The 18159-nt window shown below is 65.7% G+C and carries 5 protein-coding genes and 1 tRNA gene; 4 read left to right on the top strand and 2 right to left on the bottom strand.

The window, feature by feature from the left end:
* The 4 genes from DBP26_RS22225 to DBP26_RS22210 all read left to right on the top strand — a co-directional run.
* A partial coding sequence (locus DBP26_RS22225) for a BapA/Bap/LapF family large adhesin (RefSeq protein WP_146752957.1) occupies positions 1-12246 on the top strand: 12246 nt, incomplete at its 5' end.
* Positions 12247-12285: 39 nt separating this feature from the next.
* Positions 12286-13773: a TolC family outer membrane protein gene (locus DBP26_RS22220; protein WP_256600834.1), complete on the top strand. Its 1488-nt coding sequence runs from the start codon at positions 12286-12288 to the stop codon at positions 13771-13773.
* On the top strand, positions 13770-15923 hold the full coding sequence (locus DBP26_RS22215; RefSeq protein WP_108239674.1) for a type I secretion system permease/ATPase: 2154 nt from the start codon (positions 13770-13772) through the stop codon (positions 15921-15923). The genes DBP26_RS22220 and DBP26_RS22215 overlap by 4 nt, the downstream gene beginning before the upstream one ends.
* Entirely contained in the window at positions 15920-17128 is a 1209-nt protein-coding gene (locus tag DBP26_RS22210; protein ID WP_108239673.1) for an HlyD family type I secretion periplasmic adaptor subunit, read from the top strand. The genes DBP26_RS22215 and DBP26_RS22210 overlap by 4 nt, the downstream gene beginning before the upstream one ends.
* On the opposite strand, the gene DBP26_RS22205 is transcribed toward DBP26_RS22210, so the two are convergent.
* Together DBP26_RS22205 and DBP26_RS22200 are read right to left on the bottom strand one after the other, a co-directional pair.
* Positions 17129-17782 carry a trypsin-like peptidase domain-containing protein gene (locus DBP26_RS22205; RefSeq protein ID WP_108239672.1) on the bottom strand — a complete coding sequence of 218 codons (654 nt, stop codon included), beginning with the start codon at positions 17780-17782 and terminating at the stop codon, positions 17129-17131.
* Positions 17783-17992: 210 nt separating this feature from the next.
* A tRNA-Val gene (locus DBP26_RS22200) sits at positions 17993-18069 on the bottom strand.
* Positions 18070-18159 lie beyond the last annotated feature (90 nt).

Below are 18159 nucleotides of genomic sequence, written 5' to 3'. Positions count from 1 at the left end.
GAAGTCGGCGCGCAGGTGACCGTTCGCGACGCCAACGGCAACGTGATCGGAACGGGTACGGTCGGCAACGACGGGCGGTTCGACGTCCCGCTCAACGCACCGCAGACCAATGGTCAGAGCGTCAACGTGACCCTCACCGATGCCGCGGGCAACACCTCCGCACCGAGCACCACCACGGCAAACGACACCACCGCACCGAATGCCCCGGCGAACCTGCAGGTCAGCAACGACGGCACGCAGCTTTCCGGCACGGCAGAGCCCGGCGCGACCGTACAAGTGCGCGGTGCGGACGGCACCGTCCTTGCCAGCGGAGTCGCCGCTGCCGATGGGACCTTCAACCTGACGCTCAACCCACCGCAGAGCAATGGCCAGACGCTGTCGGTGAGTGCCACGGATCCGGCGGGCAACACCTCCGCGCCCGGCATCGTGATTGCTGCAGATACCACTGCGCCGGATGCTCCGACGAACCTGCAGGTCAGCAACGACGGCACGCAGCTTTCCGGCACGGCAGAGCCCGGCGCGACCGTGCAAGTGCGCGGCGCGGACGGCACCGTCCTTGCCAGCGGAGTCGCCGCTGCCGATGGGACCTTTGCCTTGACGCTCAACCCGCCGCAAAGCGACGGTCAGACGTTGTCGATCAGCGCCACGGACGCCGCCGGCAACACCTCGGTCAGTGCTCAGACGCAGGCGCCGGACGTCGATCAACCTGGGACACCTGTAGATCAGACACCTCCCGACGCGCCCACCGACGTCGCCATCGCTCGCGACGGTACGCAGATTTCCGGTCGCGGTGAGGTCGGCGCCACCGCCACAGTCATCGACGCCAACGGCAACGTACTCGGCACCGCGGTTGTCGGTCAGGACGGCACGTTCACCGTGACCCTCACGCCCCCACAAACCGGCGGTGAGGTGCTGCAACTGACGATGACCGATGCGGCGGGCAACGTTTCGGCTAATGTCCCGGTGCAGGCCTATGACCTGTCGCCCCCCCTGACCCCGACGAATCTGGCGCTGTCCGCCGACGGGCTGACCCTGTCCGGACACACCGAAGCAGGCGCCCGGGTGTACGTCCGAGACATCGCTGGTCGCGTCATTGGCATAGGCCGCGCAGGTGCTGACGGCAACTTCACCCTGACCCTCGACGCCGCTCAGATCAATGGCCAGCAGTTGGACGTCAGTGCCCTCGACGCTGGGGGGAACACTTCGGCATCCGTGGTGTTCACCGCCGATGACACACAACCTCCGGCACCGGTCACCGATCTCGTGATCAGCGCTGATGGCACCCGGATTTCCGGCCATGGGGAACCCTTGGCGACGGTCACCATCGTCAGCCAGAACGGCACGCCGCTGGGCACCGTAGTGGTCGCAGCGAATGGCACCTTCGAGACTACGCTGACCACCCCCGTCAGCGCCGGCGACAGCGTGCGCGTCACGCAGACCGATGCACACAACAATGCGTCGTCACCCGTCACCGTGATTGCCCCGGCCACGGGCCCTGCCACCCCCGACAACCTCGCCCTCAGTGCCGACGGAACGCAGCTCACGGGCACGGCCTCGCCCAATGCGTTGGTCCAGGTCCGAGATGCCAGCGGCAACCTGCTCGGCAGTGCTGTCGCCGACAGCAATGGCACGTTCTCCCTGACCTTGTCCCCTGCGCAACTGGCCGGGCAAGTGATCGACGTGGTGTCCACCGACGGCAATGGCGTGAGTTCGGTCACCATTCCGTTCACCACACCGGACCTCACCCCGCCTGCCGAAGCCACCGATTTGACGGTCAGCAACAGCGGCCTCACTTTGGCGGGACGTGGTGAAGCAGGCGCGACCGTCACCGTGACCGATGCCCAAGGCAATGTACTGGGCACGGCCGTGGTGCTGGTCACTGGCAGCTTCACGGTCAACCTTTCAACCGCCCAGACCAACGGCCAGCCGCTCACCGTCGTCCTCACCGATCCAGCGGGCAATGCCTCTGCGGGCGCCCCTGTGACGGCCCCCGACCTCGACGGCCCGCTGCAACCCGAGAACATCAGCGTGAGCAGTGACGGACGGGTGCTGACCGGGGATGGCGAAGTCGGGTCGCGCGTCACCGTGACCGGCGCCAACGGCACCGTATTGGGCAGTGCCATCGTCGGTGCAGACGGGCATTTCAGCCTCACGTTGAATACGCCCCAGCACAATGGCCAGACCCTGCTGGTGACTGCCGTCGACAGCGCCGGCAATGCCGCACCTGCGGTCAGTTTCATCACCCCGGATACGCAGCCGCCCGTGGCCGTGAGCGGGCTCGCGCTGAACGCATCGGGCTCGGTGCTGACCGGCCTTGGCGAGGCCGGAGCCACAGTGACCGTACGCGACGATCAGGGTAACGTGATCGGCAGCGGCCAGGTGGGCAACAATGGGCAGTTTTCCCTGACCCTGGACACACCACAAACCGACGCCCAAGTACTGCAGGTCACCCAGGCCGATGCGGCGGGCAACGTCTCGCCGCCCGCCTCGGTGACCGCACCCGACACCTCCACGCCCGACCCCGTGACCGCGGTGACCGTGTCTGCCAACGGCCTGGTGGTGACCGGCAACGGTCAAGTGGGCGCCACCGTGACCGTCACCGACAGTCAAGGCCAGATACTGGGCTCAGCGGTGGTCGGCGCCAACGGCCAATTCGAAATCACGCTCAATGCCGCGCAAACCAATGGGCAAACCCTGAGCATCGTGCAGGCGGACGGCTCCCCTTCGACCTCCCAGCCGGTGACGGTGCCTGCGCCCGACCTGCAAGCCCCTGCTGCCCCGAGCGCTCTGGTGCTCAATGGCGCAGGCGACACCCTCAGTGGGTCGGGCGAGCCCGGCGCCACGGTCAGGGTTTATGGCCCGGGCGGTGCATTGCTGAATACCGCCGTGGTCGACAACACAGGGCATTTTTCCGTTCAGCTCGGCGCGGTGTTCAACGACGGCCAGGTGCTGCAGGTCAACCAGACCGATGCCGCCAACAACCTGTCGGCCAATGCCTCGCTGACCGCTCCTGATGTCACCGCGCCGGTGGCACTGAGCAACGTGGCCATCAGCAGCAACGGCGCAGTGGTCACCGGGATCGGCACGGCAGGTGACACCGTGACGGTACGAGATGCCAGCAACACGGTGCTGGGCAGCGCGGTGGTCGCGGCCAACGGCACGTTCAGCGTGACACTGAGCGCGCCGCAACTGGATGGCCAGGTGCTGAGCGTCAGCCAGACCGATGCGAGCAACCTGTCGTCGCCTATCAGCCCAGTAACCGCGCCGGACGTCACCGCCCCCCCTGCCCCGACCGGCGTGACAGTGGACGGCACGGGTTCCACGGTGTCGGGCCAGGCCCAGGCGGGCAGCGTGGTGGTGGTACGTGGCGCCGACGGGACGGCACTGGGGCAAGTCACTGTGGGTTCGAGCGGCACCTTTACGGTGACGTTGAGTACCCCCTTGCACAACGGCGAAACCTTGCAGGTGTCTGCGACGGACGGAAGCAACACCTCCCTGCCTTCCACCGTAACTGCCCCCGACGACACGCCGCCTGCACCGGTCAGCAATGTGGCCATCGACCCGCAGGGCACCGTCGTCTCGGGCACCGGGGAACCGGGCACGACCGTCACCATCAGCAACGGCGCGACCGTCGTGGGCAGCGGCCCGGTCGGCGCCGACGGCACCTTCGTCATTACCCTCACGCCACCGGCGGCCAATGGCAGCACGCTGACCGTGACCAGCAGCGATGCCACGGGCAACACGTCACAACCCGTGCCCCTCGCCGGCCCTGACGGCACACAGCTCGCCACGCCAAGCGAGCTGGCCCTGAGCACCGACGGCCTGACCCTGACCGGGGTGGGCACGCCCGGCAGCACGGTGACCGTCGTTGGCAGCAACCCGGCCGAGACCGCGACCGTCAACAGTTTCGGGCGCTTCAGCATTCGGCTGAATTTCGCCCGGTTGAACGCCGAAACCCTGCATGTCACCGCCAGCGATGGCGCCGGTCACAGCTCGGTTGTCGCCACGGTCATCGCCAACGACACCACTGCACCGGACGCGCTGACCACCGCGACCCTCAATGGAACGGGCAGCGTGGTGTCCGGTCGGGGCGAAGCCGGTGCGACGGTGAGCATCACCAACAGCGCCGGGGTGCTGCTCGGGACGGCAACCGTGGCCAGCAACGGCACCTTCGCTATCACCCTGTCCACACCGCAGACCAACGCGCAAGTGCTGGTGGCGACCCAGACCGATGCTGCAGGCAACGTGTCGCAACCCTTGACCCTCATTGCCCCTGACCTGCTCGCCCCGCCCGCCGCCACGGGCTTGAGTATCAATGCCGTGGGCACGGTTGTCAGCGGCCAGGGCGAAGCCGGCGCCACCGTCACCATTCGTGACGCTGCGGGCAATGTGCTCGCCACCGGCAGCGTGGATTTGAGCGGAAACTTCCAGGTGACCCTGCCCGCCGCCCAGACCACCGGTGCGGCGTTGCAGGTCACGCTGACCGATGCGTCGGGCAACGTATCGCCGACCGCCAGCCTGGCGACCACCGACAGCACGCCGCCGGCCGTGGTACAGGTTGAGCGGGTCAGCGGTGACGGCAGCGCCGTAAGCGGTACCGGCGAAGTCGGCGCTACCGTCAAGGTCACCGATGCCAACGGCACGGTGCTCGGCACGGCCATCGTCGGTGCCGATGGGCATTTCATCGTCGCCCTCTCGCCCGCCCAGAATAACGGCCAGACCTTGGACATCAGCCAGACCGATGCCAGCGGCAACGTATCGCCGTCGGTGACCTTCCCCGCCCCCGACATCAGTCCACCTGCGGCGCTTTCTCAGGTGACGGTCAATGCCGATGGCCTGACGGTCACGGGCCACGGCGAGCCTGGCGCGACCGTTTCGGTGCGCAGCGTCGACGGCGTTCTGCTGGGCACCGGCCTGGTCGCCAGCAACGGGGCCTTCACCCTGACCCTCAATACCCCCCAACTCAATGCCCAGGTGCTGACCGTCACTCAAGAAGATCCACCGGGCAACGTGTCCACGGCCGTGACGGTGGTTTCCGTGGACCTGACACCCCCGGACGCCCCCTTCGCGCTGGTGCTCAATGGCGCCGGGCTGCAATTGACCGGCAGCGCCGAGCCTGGCAGCACCGTGACGGTACGCGATGCCTCCGGTAGCGTCATCGGCACCGGCAACACGGCCGCCAACGGCACCTTCCAGATCACCCTGAGCAGCGCACAGGTCAACGGCCAGACCCTCAGCGTCGTGGCCAGCGACGCCGCAGGCAACCCATCGCCTGCCGCGTCACTGGTGGCGGCGGACACCACTGCCCCGCTGGCCGTCAGTGATCTGGCGATCACGGCGGACGGCGCGACGCTGGCGGGGCATGGCGAAGCGGGAGCCACTGTCGTGGTACGCGACGGTAACGGCAACCTGCTCGGCAGCGGTGCGGTCGATGCCAACGGGCAATTCAGCCTGGCCCTGTCCCCAGGTGTCAGCGCGGGCGTGGCGGTCAACGTCATTCAGACCGATACGGCCGGTAATGCCTCACCTGGCGTCTCGGTCGTCGCGCCCGGCGCCCTCGCAGAACCCGCGCCGACCAATCTGTCCCTCAGCGCCGATGGCCTGACCCTCGCCGGCAATGCCACCGCTGGAAGCACCGTCACCGTACGCAGTGCCGCAGGCGTGGTGCTGGGCACCGCGCTGGTCGGCAGTGACGGCACCTTCACCGCCGTCCTCTCCAGCGCACAGCTCAACGGCGAACAGGTATTCGCCACCGCCACCTCCAGTGACGGCATCAACTCGATCGCCACCGACTATGTCGCTGCCGATGTCACCCCGCCGTCCGCCTTGAGCGACCTGGTGTTGACGGCCAATGGCACGACCTTGACCGGTCGCGGCGAGGCCGGTGCGACAGTCGTCGTATCCGGGAACGGCGGCGTCACCCTGGGCACCGCCGTGGTCGGCAGCAACGGCACGTTCAGCGTCACGCTGACCACCGCGCAAATTGCCGGTCAGACCTTGCACATCAGCCAGACCGATGCCAGTGGCAACGAGTCGCCCAGCCTTGACCTGACCGCCCCCGACCGCGTCGCGCCCGATGCCCCATTGGCATTGGCCGTGACCCGCGATGGCACGCTCCTGTCAGGTACCGGTGAAGCAGGTGCGGTGGTCAACGTCTACAACACCGCCGGAACGTTGCTGGGCACCGGCATCGTGCGCATCGATGGCGGGTTCTCCATCACCCTCACCACGCCTCAGGCCAACGGGCAAGTGTTGTCAGTGACCTTGACCGACGCCGCGGGCAACACCTCGGTGGCCGGCAACCTGACTTCAGTGGACACCACCGCGCCCGCGGCGCTGACTCAACTGGCCATCTCCAGTGACGGCCAGACGCTGACCGGGCAAGGCGAAGCCGGCGCCACGGTGACGGTGACCGACAGCGCTGGCAACGTACTGGGCACTGCGACGGTGAACAGCACCGGAACCTTCACGCTGGTGCTGGGCACCCCGCTGACCAATGCACAGCCGCTCACCCTCACCCAGACCGACGTTGCCGGTAACGTGTCGCCGATCGCAACGCTCAACGCACCGGATACTACGGCGCCCGACCCTCTGAACAACGTCGCCATCAACGGGACGGGGCTGGTCGTGACCGGCAGCGGTGAGCCGGGCGCTACCGTGACGGTCAAGGACGCCAGTGGCAACCTGTTGGGGACGACGCTCGTCTTGGGCAATGGCACCTTCAGCGTGACGCTGAATGCCGCCCAATTGAATCATCAAGTGCTCAGCGTGCAGCAGGCCGACCCGCCCGGAAACATCAGCGCGCCCGTCAACGTCGTCGCACCCGACCTGACTCCGCCAGCGGCCGCCACGGACCTGCAATTCAACGCGGCGGGCGATGTGATCAGTGGCGCCGGCGAAGTGGGCGCGACAGTCAGCATCACCTTGAATGGCACTGAGATCGCCACCGGAACCGTCGATGCCACCGGCCGTTTCCTGATCAACCTGCCGGACCGGCAGCACAACGGCGAGCAGGTCAATGTGGTGCTCAGCGACGCCGCGGGCAACGCATCGACAGCCGCCAGCGTCGTGGCACCCGACACCACCGCCCCCGTGCCGGTCGCGCAATTGGCGCTGGACACCGGCGGGCTGATCCTGAGCGGGACCGGCGAGCCAGGCGCACGGCTGGCGATCACCAATGCCTCAGGTATCACGCTGGGCACTGGCACGGTCGATGCCAGCGGCAATTTTGCGGTGACCTTGAACGCCGCACAACTCAACGGGCAAGTGCTGTCCGTGGTGCAAATCGATGCCGCAGGGAACGCGTCGTCCGAAGCCACAGTGATCGCTGCCGACCGGACTGCACCCGACAGGCCAGTGGTCACCTTGCTGAGCGCTGACGGCCTGACCCTAAGCGGGACCGGGGAAGCGGGCGCGACAGTCACTGTCACCAGTGCCAACGGTGGCGTGCTGGGCACTGCGACGGTAGCGGCCAACGGCACCTTCAGCGTCGGCCTGTCGTCCGCGCAACTTAACGGCGAAGTCCTGAGCCTGACGCAAACGGACGCCGCGACCAACCGCTCGGATGTCCTCACCTATCAGGTGCCCGACGTCACCACGCCTTCTGCCGTCAGCGGCCTGGCGGTCAGCGCCGACGGCCTGACCCTGACAGGCAATGGTGAAGGCGGCGCAACGGTCAGGGTGACCGATGCGTCGGGGACCGTACTGGGCACCTCGACCGTCGCCGCCAATGGGACCTTCAGCGTCACCTTGTCCAGTGCGCAGCTGAATGGCGAGTCGCTGACCGTGGTGCAAACCGATGCGGCGCTCCACACTTCGCCCACGGCAGCGGTCACGGCACCGGACTCGACGCCGCCGCTGATCCCCTTCGATGTGCTGTTGACCGGTGGCCTCTCGTTGACCGGCCATGCCGAAGCCGGCAGTACGGTGATCGTCACTTCGGCCAGCGGCGCGGAACTCGGGCGGGGTGTTGCGATTGCCGATGGAACGTTCAGCCTCACCCTCACGTCGGCGCAGACCAACGGTGAGTTGCTGTCGATCACGGCAACGGATGCTCAGGCCAACGTGTCACCGGTACTGACCTATACGGCACCTGACACCACTGATCCCGATGCGGTGACGGGGCTCGCGCTCAATGCGGCCCTGACGCAACTGGCAGGCCGCGGCGAAGTCGGCGCGACCGTGGTCGTGAGCGGGTCGGGGGGCCCCCTCGGCTCGGCAATCGTCGGGGCGGACGGGACGTTCCTCATCACGCTGACGGGAACGGTCGCGCCGAATGAGCAACTTCGGGTCATTCAGACCGACGCCAGCCTGAACGTTTCGGCAGATGCGTTCTTGACCGTGCCCACGACCCCGCCGCCCAGTGCGCCGGTGAATCTGACGCTCAGCGCCGACGGGCTGATCCTGAGCGGGGACGCCGCCGCCAGCACCACGATCACCGTGTACGGCCCTGGGAATGCCCTGCTCGGCACGGCCACCACCGACGGCACCGGGCATTTCAGCGTGACGCTCAATGCCGCTCAGACCAATGGCCAAAGCCTGCAAGTCACCGCGACGGCGTCGCTGGGCGGCGTCTCGCTGCCGGCAACACTCGTGGCGGCAGACACGACGGCCCCGGCGGCCCTTACCGACTTAGCAGTGAATGCCGCAGGCACCCTGGTGACCGGGCGCGGTGAGGTGGGGGCGACGGTGACCGTCAACGCGCCGGGCGGTACGGTACTCGGCACCGCCCTCGTCGGCGCCAATGGCATGTTCAGCCTGGTGCTCACCACGCCCCAGCTCAACGGTCAGGTGCTCAGCGCGCACCAGACCGACGCGGCCAATAACGTCTCGGCGACAGTGACCGTCCCAGCGCCGGACGTCACACCACCCGCCGCGCCGACTGCACTCGCACTCAACACTGCCGGGCTGGTGCTCAGTGGTTTGGGCGAAGCCGGCGCGACGGTGACCGTGCGAACGGCGGGCGGCGTCAGCCTGGGCACCGCCGTGGTGGCTTCGAACGGCACCTTCTCGGTGGCCCTCAATGCGGCGCAACTTAATGGGCAAGTCCTGAGCGTGACTCAGGCCGACCTGTCGGGGAATGTCTCTGCGGCCACCGGTCTGACGGCCGCCGACGTCACCGCGCCGGCCCCCCTGAGCAACCTGACCTTGAGTGGCGCGGGCCTGCTGGTCAGCGGCTCGGGTGAGGCAGGCGCGACCGTCAGAATTACCAGTGCGGCTGGGACCCTGCTCGGCACCGCCGTGGTCAACGCCGCGGGGACCTTCACCGCGACCTTGAACAGCGCACAACTCAACGGCCAGGTGTTGAACGTCCAGCAAAGCGACGCGGCAGGCAACCTATCGGCTGTGGCCCAACTCACCGCTGGCGACGTCACCGCGCCTACCGCACCCACTGCGCTGCTGCTGGCGGCCAATGGCATCACCCTCAGCGGCGTCGGCGAAGCGGGCGCCACGGTCAACGTGTACGGACCGAACGGTGCCCTGTTGGGCTCGACCACGATCGGCGTCACCGGAACGTTCAGCCTGGCGCTCAACAGCGCGCAACTCGATGGCCAGGCGCTCACGGTCAGATTGGTCGATACCGCGGGCAACGTCTCGGTCGCGGGCACGCTCACTGCCCCCGACACGACGCCACCGGCGGCGCCTGTCGGGGTGGCGGTCAGCACCACCGGCACGCTAGTCACCGGTACGGGGGTCGCGGGCGCAACCGTCAGCGTCCGCAATGCGGCGGGCCTGTTACTCGGCACCGCCACCGTGGCGGCCAACGGCACCTTCTCCGTGACCTTGACGGCCGCGCAGATCAACAACGAGGTGCTGACCGTGACCCAGGCCGACGGGGCGGGTAACGTGTCTGTCGGTGCCACCGCGACGGCGCCGGACCTGACGCCACCGGCTGCCGCGTCCACCCTGGTGGTCAGCGGTGACGGCCTGAGCCTCAGCGGTACCGGGGAAGCGGGCTCGACGGTGACCGTCAAATCGTCTGCGGGGGTGGTCCTCGGGACAGGGGTGGTCGGCGGCACGGGTGTGTTCAGCATCACGTTGAACGCCGCGCAGATCAACGGCGAACGGCTGGTGGTCAGCCTCACCGATAACCGCGGCAACGTTTCGGTAGGCGCGAGCGTCACAGCACCGGACATCGATGCGAACGCGCCGGTGACCGCCAGTGACAACCTCGCCGTCGCCACCGTGAACATCGCACCGGCAGTGACCGTGCAGTCCTACACCGACTCGTTTGGCTCCCTGCTCCTGGGCGCGTCCAAGGTCTACAGCTTCACGGTCAACGCCGGGACCAGCGTTGACCCGACCCTGTTCCTGAATTCGCCGAGTATCGTCGGCGTGCTGACCTCGCTGAACTACACGCTGCAGGTCAAGAGTGCCAGCGGGGTTTGGGTCACCCTCGGAACCGGCGGCAACGGCGGCCTGCTCGACGTCATCGGATTGGCGGGTATAGGGGTGCGCGTGAACCTGCCGGATCTGCTCAGTGGCGATTATCGACTGGTCGTCTCCAACGCTGGCGTCGACGTGCTGACCGCCGTCAACACGAGGCTGGAACTGGGGATCACCAGCCTCACCCAGTTCAACGGGACGCCGGGGGCAGTCACGACCGGCAACGTGATCACCGACGTCGGCACCAACGGTCAGGTCGACCAGACCGGTCCCGACAACGGCGCCGTGTTGCAGATCCTGAAAGCGGGCAGCTACGTGGCGGCTGGGGGCGGCACCACCGTGCAGGGCCTGTACGGTACGCTGACCATCGACGCCAGCGGCCATTACACCTACACCAGCAATGGCAGCGTGGGCAGCGTCGGCAAGGTCGACGTGTTCAGCTACCAACTGGTGCACCCGAATGGCCTGAGTGCGACGGCCAATATCTACGTGCGCATCGACAGCCCGCAGGCGACCGAGGTCTGGAGCGATGCCAACCTGGCCAGCCCTGCGACGCTGGTGGACGCAACGAACGACATCGCCCATTCGGCGATCACCTTGACCAACCTGGTCACCACCACGCAATCCTCGCTGGGCAGCTTCGGCGTGTTGCTGGGTGGCGGCAGTGGCACCTACACCACCAGCGTCGCGGCCGACACGGTCAGCAACCTGACCGTGGTTCTGAACGCCGGCAACCTGCTGAGCCTGCTCGGTTCGACCACCGTCGGGCTGTACAAGCTGAATACGGCCACGGGTCAATACGTGCTCGTCAAATCCTATGGGGGTGGCTCACTGTTGAACCTAGGCGGCGGCAACTACGGCATCAACTTCGACGGCCAGACCAGCGGGACCTATCAGGTGAAAGTCGTGGTGGGCGGTGTCGGTGTGCTGAGCACGGTCAACACCAGCCTGATAAACACCGCGACCTCGACCAATCAGTTCGTCGTCGGCAGCTACACGCCCGTGTCGGGCAACCTGCTGACCGACACCGCGGGTGGCGGCGTCGACATGCTGGGCTCGCCCTACACCGTGCTCAGTGTGCTGGTGGCGGGCAGCTACGTGACCCCAGGCTACAACGGCACCACGATCACGGGCACCTACGGTTCGCTGCTGGTGCACGCTGACGGCAGCTACACCTACACGCTCAACAGCGGGCTGACCAGTGCGGTCGTCGGGCATGCCGACGTGTTCACTTATCAATTGACCCACCCGAACGGCACCACCGACACCGCGACCTTGACCATCGACCTCGACCCGGCCAGCGCGGTGGCAAGCACGTCGTTCAGCGCACTGTCGATGTCCATTGCCCCCACCGAAGACCACGGCACGGCGCTGGTCGCTGCCACGACCACCAGCACCGAGACGCTTCACGGCTCCAATGACAACGACACGCTGGATGGCTCCCATGGCGGGGCGATCACCCTGGAGGGCGGCGCGGGCAACGACACGCTGATCATTGCCGACCAGTCATTCGCCTCCGTGGATGGTGGTACCGGCACGGATACCCTGCTGTGGGCCGGGGGCGATGCGACGATCAATCTGGGGGATCTGCACAACCGGATTCACAACATTGAAATCCTCGACCTCAACCACACCAGTTCCGTGTCCTTGACCTTGAACCTGGCCGATGTGCTGGCCATCACGTCCTCGGACAACGACACCCTGGTAATCAAAGGCAACAGCGCAGACAGCGTGCACATGACCGATCGCTGGCTAGCCGACGGCACTCATCAGCTCGACGGTGTCGATTACACCCAATACACCCCTCAGGAGGATCCGAGCCACCATTTATGGGTACAGAACGGCGTACACGTGGTGTGACGCAGGGAACAGCCAGCAAACCGACAGTAAGGGAATCACGTGAAGTCTGCTCGCCGCCACACCTGGCCGATGGTCGCGCTGACCATCGGCCTGTATCAGGGATGTGTCACCCAGGTTGCAGCGGAGGATGACATCGATCCCACGCTGCGCAGCATCAGCCCGACCCGTCTGCAAAGCCAGCCGCAGCGGGCCCGGGATACGCCCGGCGCAAAGCGCCAGGCAACGCGCGAGGTAACCCGGCCCGACGCGCCCTCGGTATCGGGCAGGGACATGAGCCGGCAAGGCGAGGAAACCCTCGGCTTGCAACAAGCCGTGCGCCTGGCAGTGGACTGGCACCCGAGCATCGCCGAGGCCGTCGGCACCTTGTATCAACAGGCCGAGGGCATCAACGTGGCCGAAGCCGGTTATTACCCGCAAATCGCCGGAGGGATCAAGGGTGGCTACAGCAGTGGCTACGGCAGCGACGCGGGCAGCCAGTCGGTGAGCATTTCGCTGAAACAGATGCTGTACGACTTCGGCAAAGTCTCCAGTGCAGTGGAGGCGGCGCGCGCCAAGGTTGCCCGCAGCCAGGCAAGCATCCTGCTGGCCATCGACCAGGTCGGCCGGGATACCGCATTCGCCTACATCGAGGTGCAACGCTACCAACGCCTGCTGGACATCTCCCGCGAGCAGATCAAGGGCGTCGGCGACATCGTCGAGTTGGCCCGCCAGCGCAGCGACATGGGTGCCAGCACCCGTTCCGACGTGGTGCAGGCGCAGTCCAGGGTCGATGGTGCGATCGCCACGCTTCAGGAATACAAAGCGCAGTACGCCCGCTGGCAGCAGACGCTGTCCAACCTCCTCGGGCGACAGAGCACGCCCAGGGTGACCGATGACTTCGCCCCGTCCTTGAACCAGTCGTGCAATGCACCGGTGATCACCGATGCCTTGCCGGGGGTCCTGCAAGCCGTGGCGCAGCGCACCCAGGCGCAGGCCGAGCTGGCCCAGGCCAAGGCAGAGGCCTATCCGACCCTGTCCCTCCAGCCCTCGCTCAATCAATACCTGGATGACCATTACGCTGACCAGAACCCGGCCATCGATCGGACGCAGGCGGCCATTTTTCTCAATCTGGAAGTTCCGATCTATCAAGGCGGTGCCATCAGTGCCCGCAGCCGCGCGGCGAGCTATGCCCTGACGGCGGCCGACTCCGCAGAGGACGCCGCCAAACTCCAGGCGCGGCAGGGGCTGACCGAAGCCCAGGCACAGACGTCAGGGCTCAGCCGACGACTGGACTCGCTGCAGTTCCGCGAGACAAGCATCAGTGAAGCCCGCGAACTGTATGGCAAGCAATACCTGGAACTGGGTACACGGCCCTTGCTGGACTTGCTCAATGCCGAGCAGGAAATTCATCAGTCACGCTTCGACCTGGCCAACACCCAGGCTGACCTGCGCCGTTTGCAGATCGACTGCCTCTACAACAGTGGCGGTTTGCGCCGGGCGTTCGGTATCGACCACAGCACCATTCAGCACGTGGAGATCCTGCCATGACCGATCCCATCGTCATCCCCCAACCGGCTGGCGACGCCCGTCAGGACCTCGGTCCCTGGCTGGAAGCCGTGCTCAACGTGGCACGCCACTACCGCCTGGATGTTTCACCGGAAAGTGTTCGGCTGGCGTCATTGCACCCCACAGGTCGCCTCGAAGACGGCGTGCGGCACATGGCCCGACAGGCCGGGTTGAGCGTCAAGTTCGCGTCCTTCGACACCAAAAGCCTGACCCGCTGGCGCACGCCACTGGTGGTGCAGTTGCGCGACGGTCAGGTCGGCGTGATCGAGAGCATGGGTGAACAGGGAGATTTGGGCATCGCCTTCAGCGGCGATCAAGGCCTGCAAAGCCGGGTCGAACCCGATGCCCTGGCGGAACAGGTGCTGCGCACCGCTATCCTGCGTCCGACCCAGCCCTTGAGCGATGTGCGCACCAACGACTACATCAAGCCCTACGATGAGCACTGGTTCCGGCGCATCGTGCTCAGCGACCTGCGCCCCTACACCCACGTCATGATCGCTTCGCTGGTGGCCAATCTGCTAGGCATGGCCGGGGTGCTGTTTTCGATGCAGGTCTACGACCGCGTCATTCCGGCCGAATCGCTGCCAACCCTCTATGTACTCTTCGGAGGCGTGCTGTTGGCATTGGGGTTCGACTTCGTGATGCGCATCATGCGTCTGCGCATGACCGACGTGCTGGGCAAGCGCGCTGACCTGCGCGTCTCGGACCTGGTGTTCGGCCACGCTCTGCGCTTGCGCAATTCCGCGCGCCCCAAATCCACCGGTTCGTTCATCTCACAGCTGCGCGAGCTGGAGCAGATCCGCGACCTGATCACCTCCAGCACGGCGACGGCGCTGGCCGACATGCCGTTCTTCCTGTTGTTTCTGCTGGTGTTCTATCTGATTGGCGGCCCCCTTGTGCTGGTGCCTTTGCTGGCGGTGGTGCTCATGATCGTGCCGGGCATCGTCGCGCAACGTCGTCTGGCCCGCCTGGCCAACGCGTCGATGCGTGAAGCGGCGCTGCGCAACGCGATGCTGGTGGAAAGTGTGCAAGGGCTGGACGACATCAAGGCGCTGCAGGCTGAACAGCGGTTCCAGCAGCAGTGGAACCAATACAACGCCGCTTCCGCCGACAGCAGTTTGCGCCTGCGAGGCCTGACCAACAGCCTGGTGGCCTGGACCCAGAGCGTCCAGGGAGGCGTATTCGCGGTGGTCATCGTGTTCGGCGCGCCGATGGTGATTGCCGGTGACCTGACCACCGGCAGCCTGGTGGCGGCCTCGATCCTGTCGTCGCGGATGATGGCGCCCCTGGCGCAGGTCACCCATGTGCTGACCCGCTGGCAGCAGGCCAAGGTCGCGTTGGAAGGTCTGAACCGCCTCATGCAACTGCCCGTCGATCATCCCGAAGGCAGCCAGCGGGTGCACCTGCCTGCCATCCGCGGCGACTTCCAACTGCGTCAGGCGGGCTTTCGCTACAGTGAGGAATCCGCCCCTGCCCTCAGCGACATCAACCTGAAGATTCGCCCTGGCGAGCGCATCGCCATTCTTGGCCGCAATGGTGCGGGTAAATCCACGCTGCTTCACGCCCTCGCCGGCGGCATGGACCTCGCCACCGGCGAAACCACTCTGGACGGCATCGCCCTCGCCCACCTGGACCCGGCCGACCTGCGGCGTGACGTGGGGCTGATGTCGCAACAGGCGCGGCTGTTCCACGGGACCCTGCGGGACAACATTACCCTCGGTGCAGGCCAGGCCAGCGACCAGGAAATCGTTGCGGCCCTGGCCGTCACTGGCGCGCTGGACTTCGTGCGGCAGTTGCCCAAGGGCATGGACCATCTGATTCTCGAAGGGGGGCTGGGGTTGTCGGGCGGCCAGCGTCAAAGCCTGTTGCTCTCGCGTCTGCTGCTGCGCCAGCCGCAGGTGCTGCTGCTCGATGAGCCCACGGCATCTCTGGACGACATCACCGAGCGTTTCCTGTTGGAGAAACTCGCCACCTGGTGCCACGGCCGCACCCTGATCGTCGCCACGCATCGGGTCAGTGTGCTCCAGCTCATGGAGCGCATCATCGTGCTGGACAACGGCCGCATCGTCATCGATGACCATCGGGAAGCCGCCCTGGCCCGGCTGCGTCAACCGCAAGGAGCACCGGCATGAGCGCAGTCATCATCGATCAGCCACCGCGCCTACCCGACCCAGTGTCCCACCTGGACGGCAGCGATGAACGAAAACTGGTGGGCGGTGCCCGCGTGATCTGGGGCTGCGCGCTGATGCTGGGGTGTTTTTTCGCTTGGGCGGCATGGTTCGAAGTGGTGGAAGTCTCGAGCGGCACCGGCAAGGTGATCCCTAGCTCCCGCGAGCAGGTCATCCAATCGATGGAGGGCGGCATCATCCAGCAACTGAACGTCACCGAGGGGGCGATGGTCGAGCGCGGCCAGGTGCTCGCGCAGCTCGATGCGGTGAAGAACGAATCCAATGTGGGCGAAAGCGAGGCGAAGTACCGGGCGGCCCTGGCCAGCCTGAACCGCTTGCAGGCCGAAGTCAGCGACCAGCCATTGAAGTTCGACCCGTCGCTGAGCGATGCGCCGGATTTGATCCGCGCCGAAACCGAACTCTACAAGACCCGCCGCAAAGGCCTAGACGACACGCTGGCGGGGATTCAAAGCTCGCTGAAGCTGGTGCGCAGTGAGCTGGAAATCACCGAGAACCTGGCCAGGATTGGCGCATCCAGCAAAGTGGAAGTGCTGCGCCTGAACCGCCAGCGTTCGGAACTGGAACTCAAGGCCACCGAAGCCCGTTCGGATTACATGGTGCGCGCCCGAGAAGACCTGGCCAAAGCCAGTGCCGAGGCCAAAACCCTGGCGGCAGTGATCCGCGGTCGCACCGACTCGCTCGCGCGCCTGACCCTTCGCTCACCCGTGCGCGGCATCGTCAAGGACATCAAGGTCAATACCATCGGTGGCGTGATACCGCCCAACGGTCAATTGATGCAGATCGTGCCCCAGGATGAACAACTGCTGATCGAGACTCGAATTTCCCCACGGGACATCGCCTTCATTCATCCCGATCAGGCGGCCAAGGTGAAGATCACCGCCTACGACTACTCGATCTACGGCAGCCTGAACGGCAAGGTGGTGACCATTTCTCCGGACACCATTCAGGACGAGGCGAAGCCGGAGGTCTTTTACTACCGGGTGTTCATCCGCACCGATGCAGACGTGTTGCGCAACAAGGCCGGGAAGACGTTCGCCATCGTCCCGGGCATGATTGCCACGGTGGACATCCGCACCGGTGAAAAAACGGTGCTGGACTACCTGATCAAGCCGCTGAACCGCGCCCGCGAAGCACTGCGCGAACGCTGATCAGCGGCTGGCCACCTGGCTGGTTTCCGACGCCACCGGTTTGGCCTGGGCCAGGTAGCGGTTCCATTCGCGCTTGATCTGCGCATAGGGCATGAAAATACTCACCCGGGGCTGATCGGCCAGATCCGGGCGTTTGATCGCCGCCAGATCGCTGCGGGTCAAGAACGCCACGGTAATCCCGACCACCTTGCCGTCTTCCGCGAACACCGGCCCGCCTGACATCCCTTTGGCCGTCGGGCCGTCGTGGGTGCCGTACATGACGTTGCCTTCCTTGGTATCGAGCCTCACCATCGCGGGCAAAGCGTGACCACTGCCCTTGACCGACATGTACAGTGAGTTGTATCCCACTGCAGTGACCGCCTCGCCTGGCCGGTAGGTCCGCCACACCGGCACACCGTTTGCCTTGTGGCGGAAGAACTGAACGTCGCCCTGCCCTTGATACACGGCACCGGGAACGTAGGGGATATGCTTGACCGTGACAGCGTAATCCTCATTCCACTGCACCGCCGTGCCCATTAACAGGTATGGGAGCGGGCCGCCCGAATGGACGAGAATGGCTTGATCGTAAACAGGGTCCTGGTTGAAAGCGGTTGGCACTCCATTGCACCCGCTGAGCAGCGCACAGGCTGCTACGAGAGGCAATAAGGGTCGCATTGATGCACACGATGGGCAGTGAATGACGCAAGAAATATGTCATTGTGATATCACCTTTACAATAGACTCAGCCTACCGTTTGTCGAACGGTGATGGAGTGAGGTTATTGGATCCAGAATCGGGCCTGCCCATTTTTGGCCAGAGAAAAGCAAAAAGGGCGAACCTTTCGGATCGCCCTTTTCGTTACCGCCAGCAGAAAGCGGATTTGTTTGGTAGGCACGATTGGACTCGAACCAACGACCCCCACCATGTCAAGGTGGTGCTCTAACCAACTGAGCTACGTGCCTGCTGTGGGGCGGCATTCTACGGATATTCAACAGGCTGTCAACCGCGCATTTTCGATAAGCCACTGAAAACGATCGGCTTTTATCAAGCGC

The organism is Pseudomonas sp. RIT409 (genome assembly GCF_003052515.2).
Classification (GTDB): domain Bacteria; phylum Pseudomonadota; class Gammaproteobacteria; order Pseudomonadales; family Pseudomonadaceae; genus Aquipseudomonas.
The sequence above is the reverse complement of the archived record's forward strand: the minus strand, read 5'-3'. Positions and strand labels throughout refer to the sequence as shown.

What these genes read in the sequence shown, in the direction of transcription:
- DBP26_RS22215 (WP_108239674.1), top strand. Translation starts at nt 13,770, where the DNA reads ATGACCGATCCCATCGTCATCCCCCAACCGGCTGGCGACGCCCGTCAG.
- DBP26_RS22210 (WP_108239673.1), top strand. Translation starts at nt 15,920, where the DNA reads ATGAGCGCAGTCATCATCGATCAGCCACCGCGCCTACCCGACCCAGTG.
- DBP26_RS22205 (WP_108239672.1), bottom strand. Translation starts at nt 17,782, where the DNA reads ATGCGACCCTTATTGCCTCTCGTAGCAGCCTGTGCGCTGCTCAGCGGG.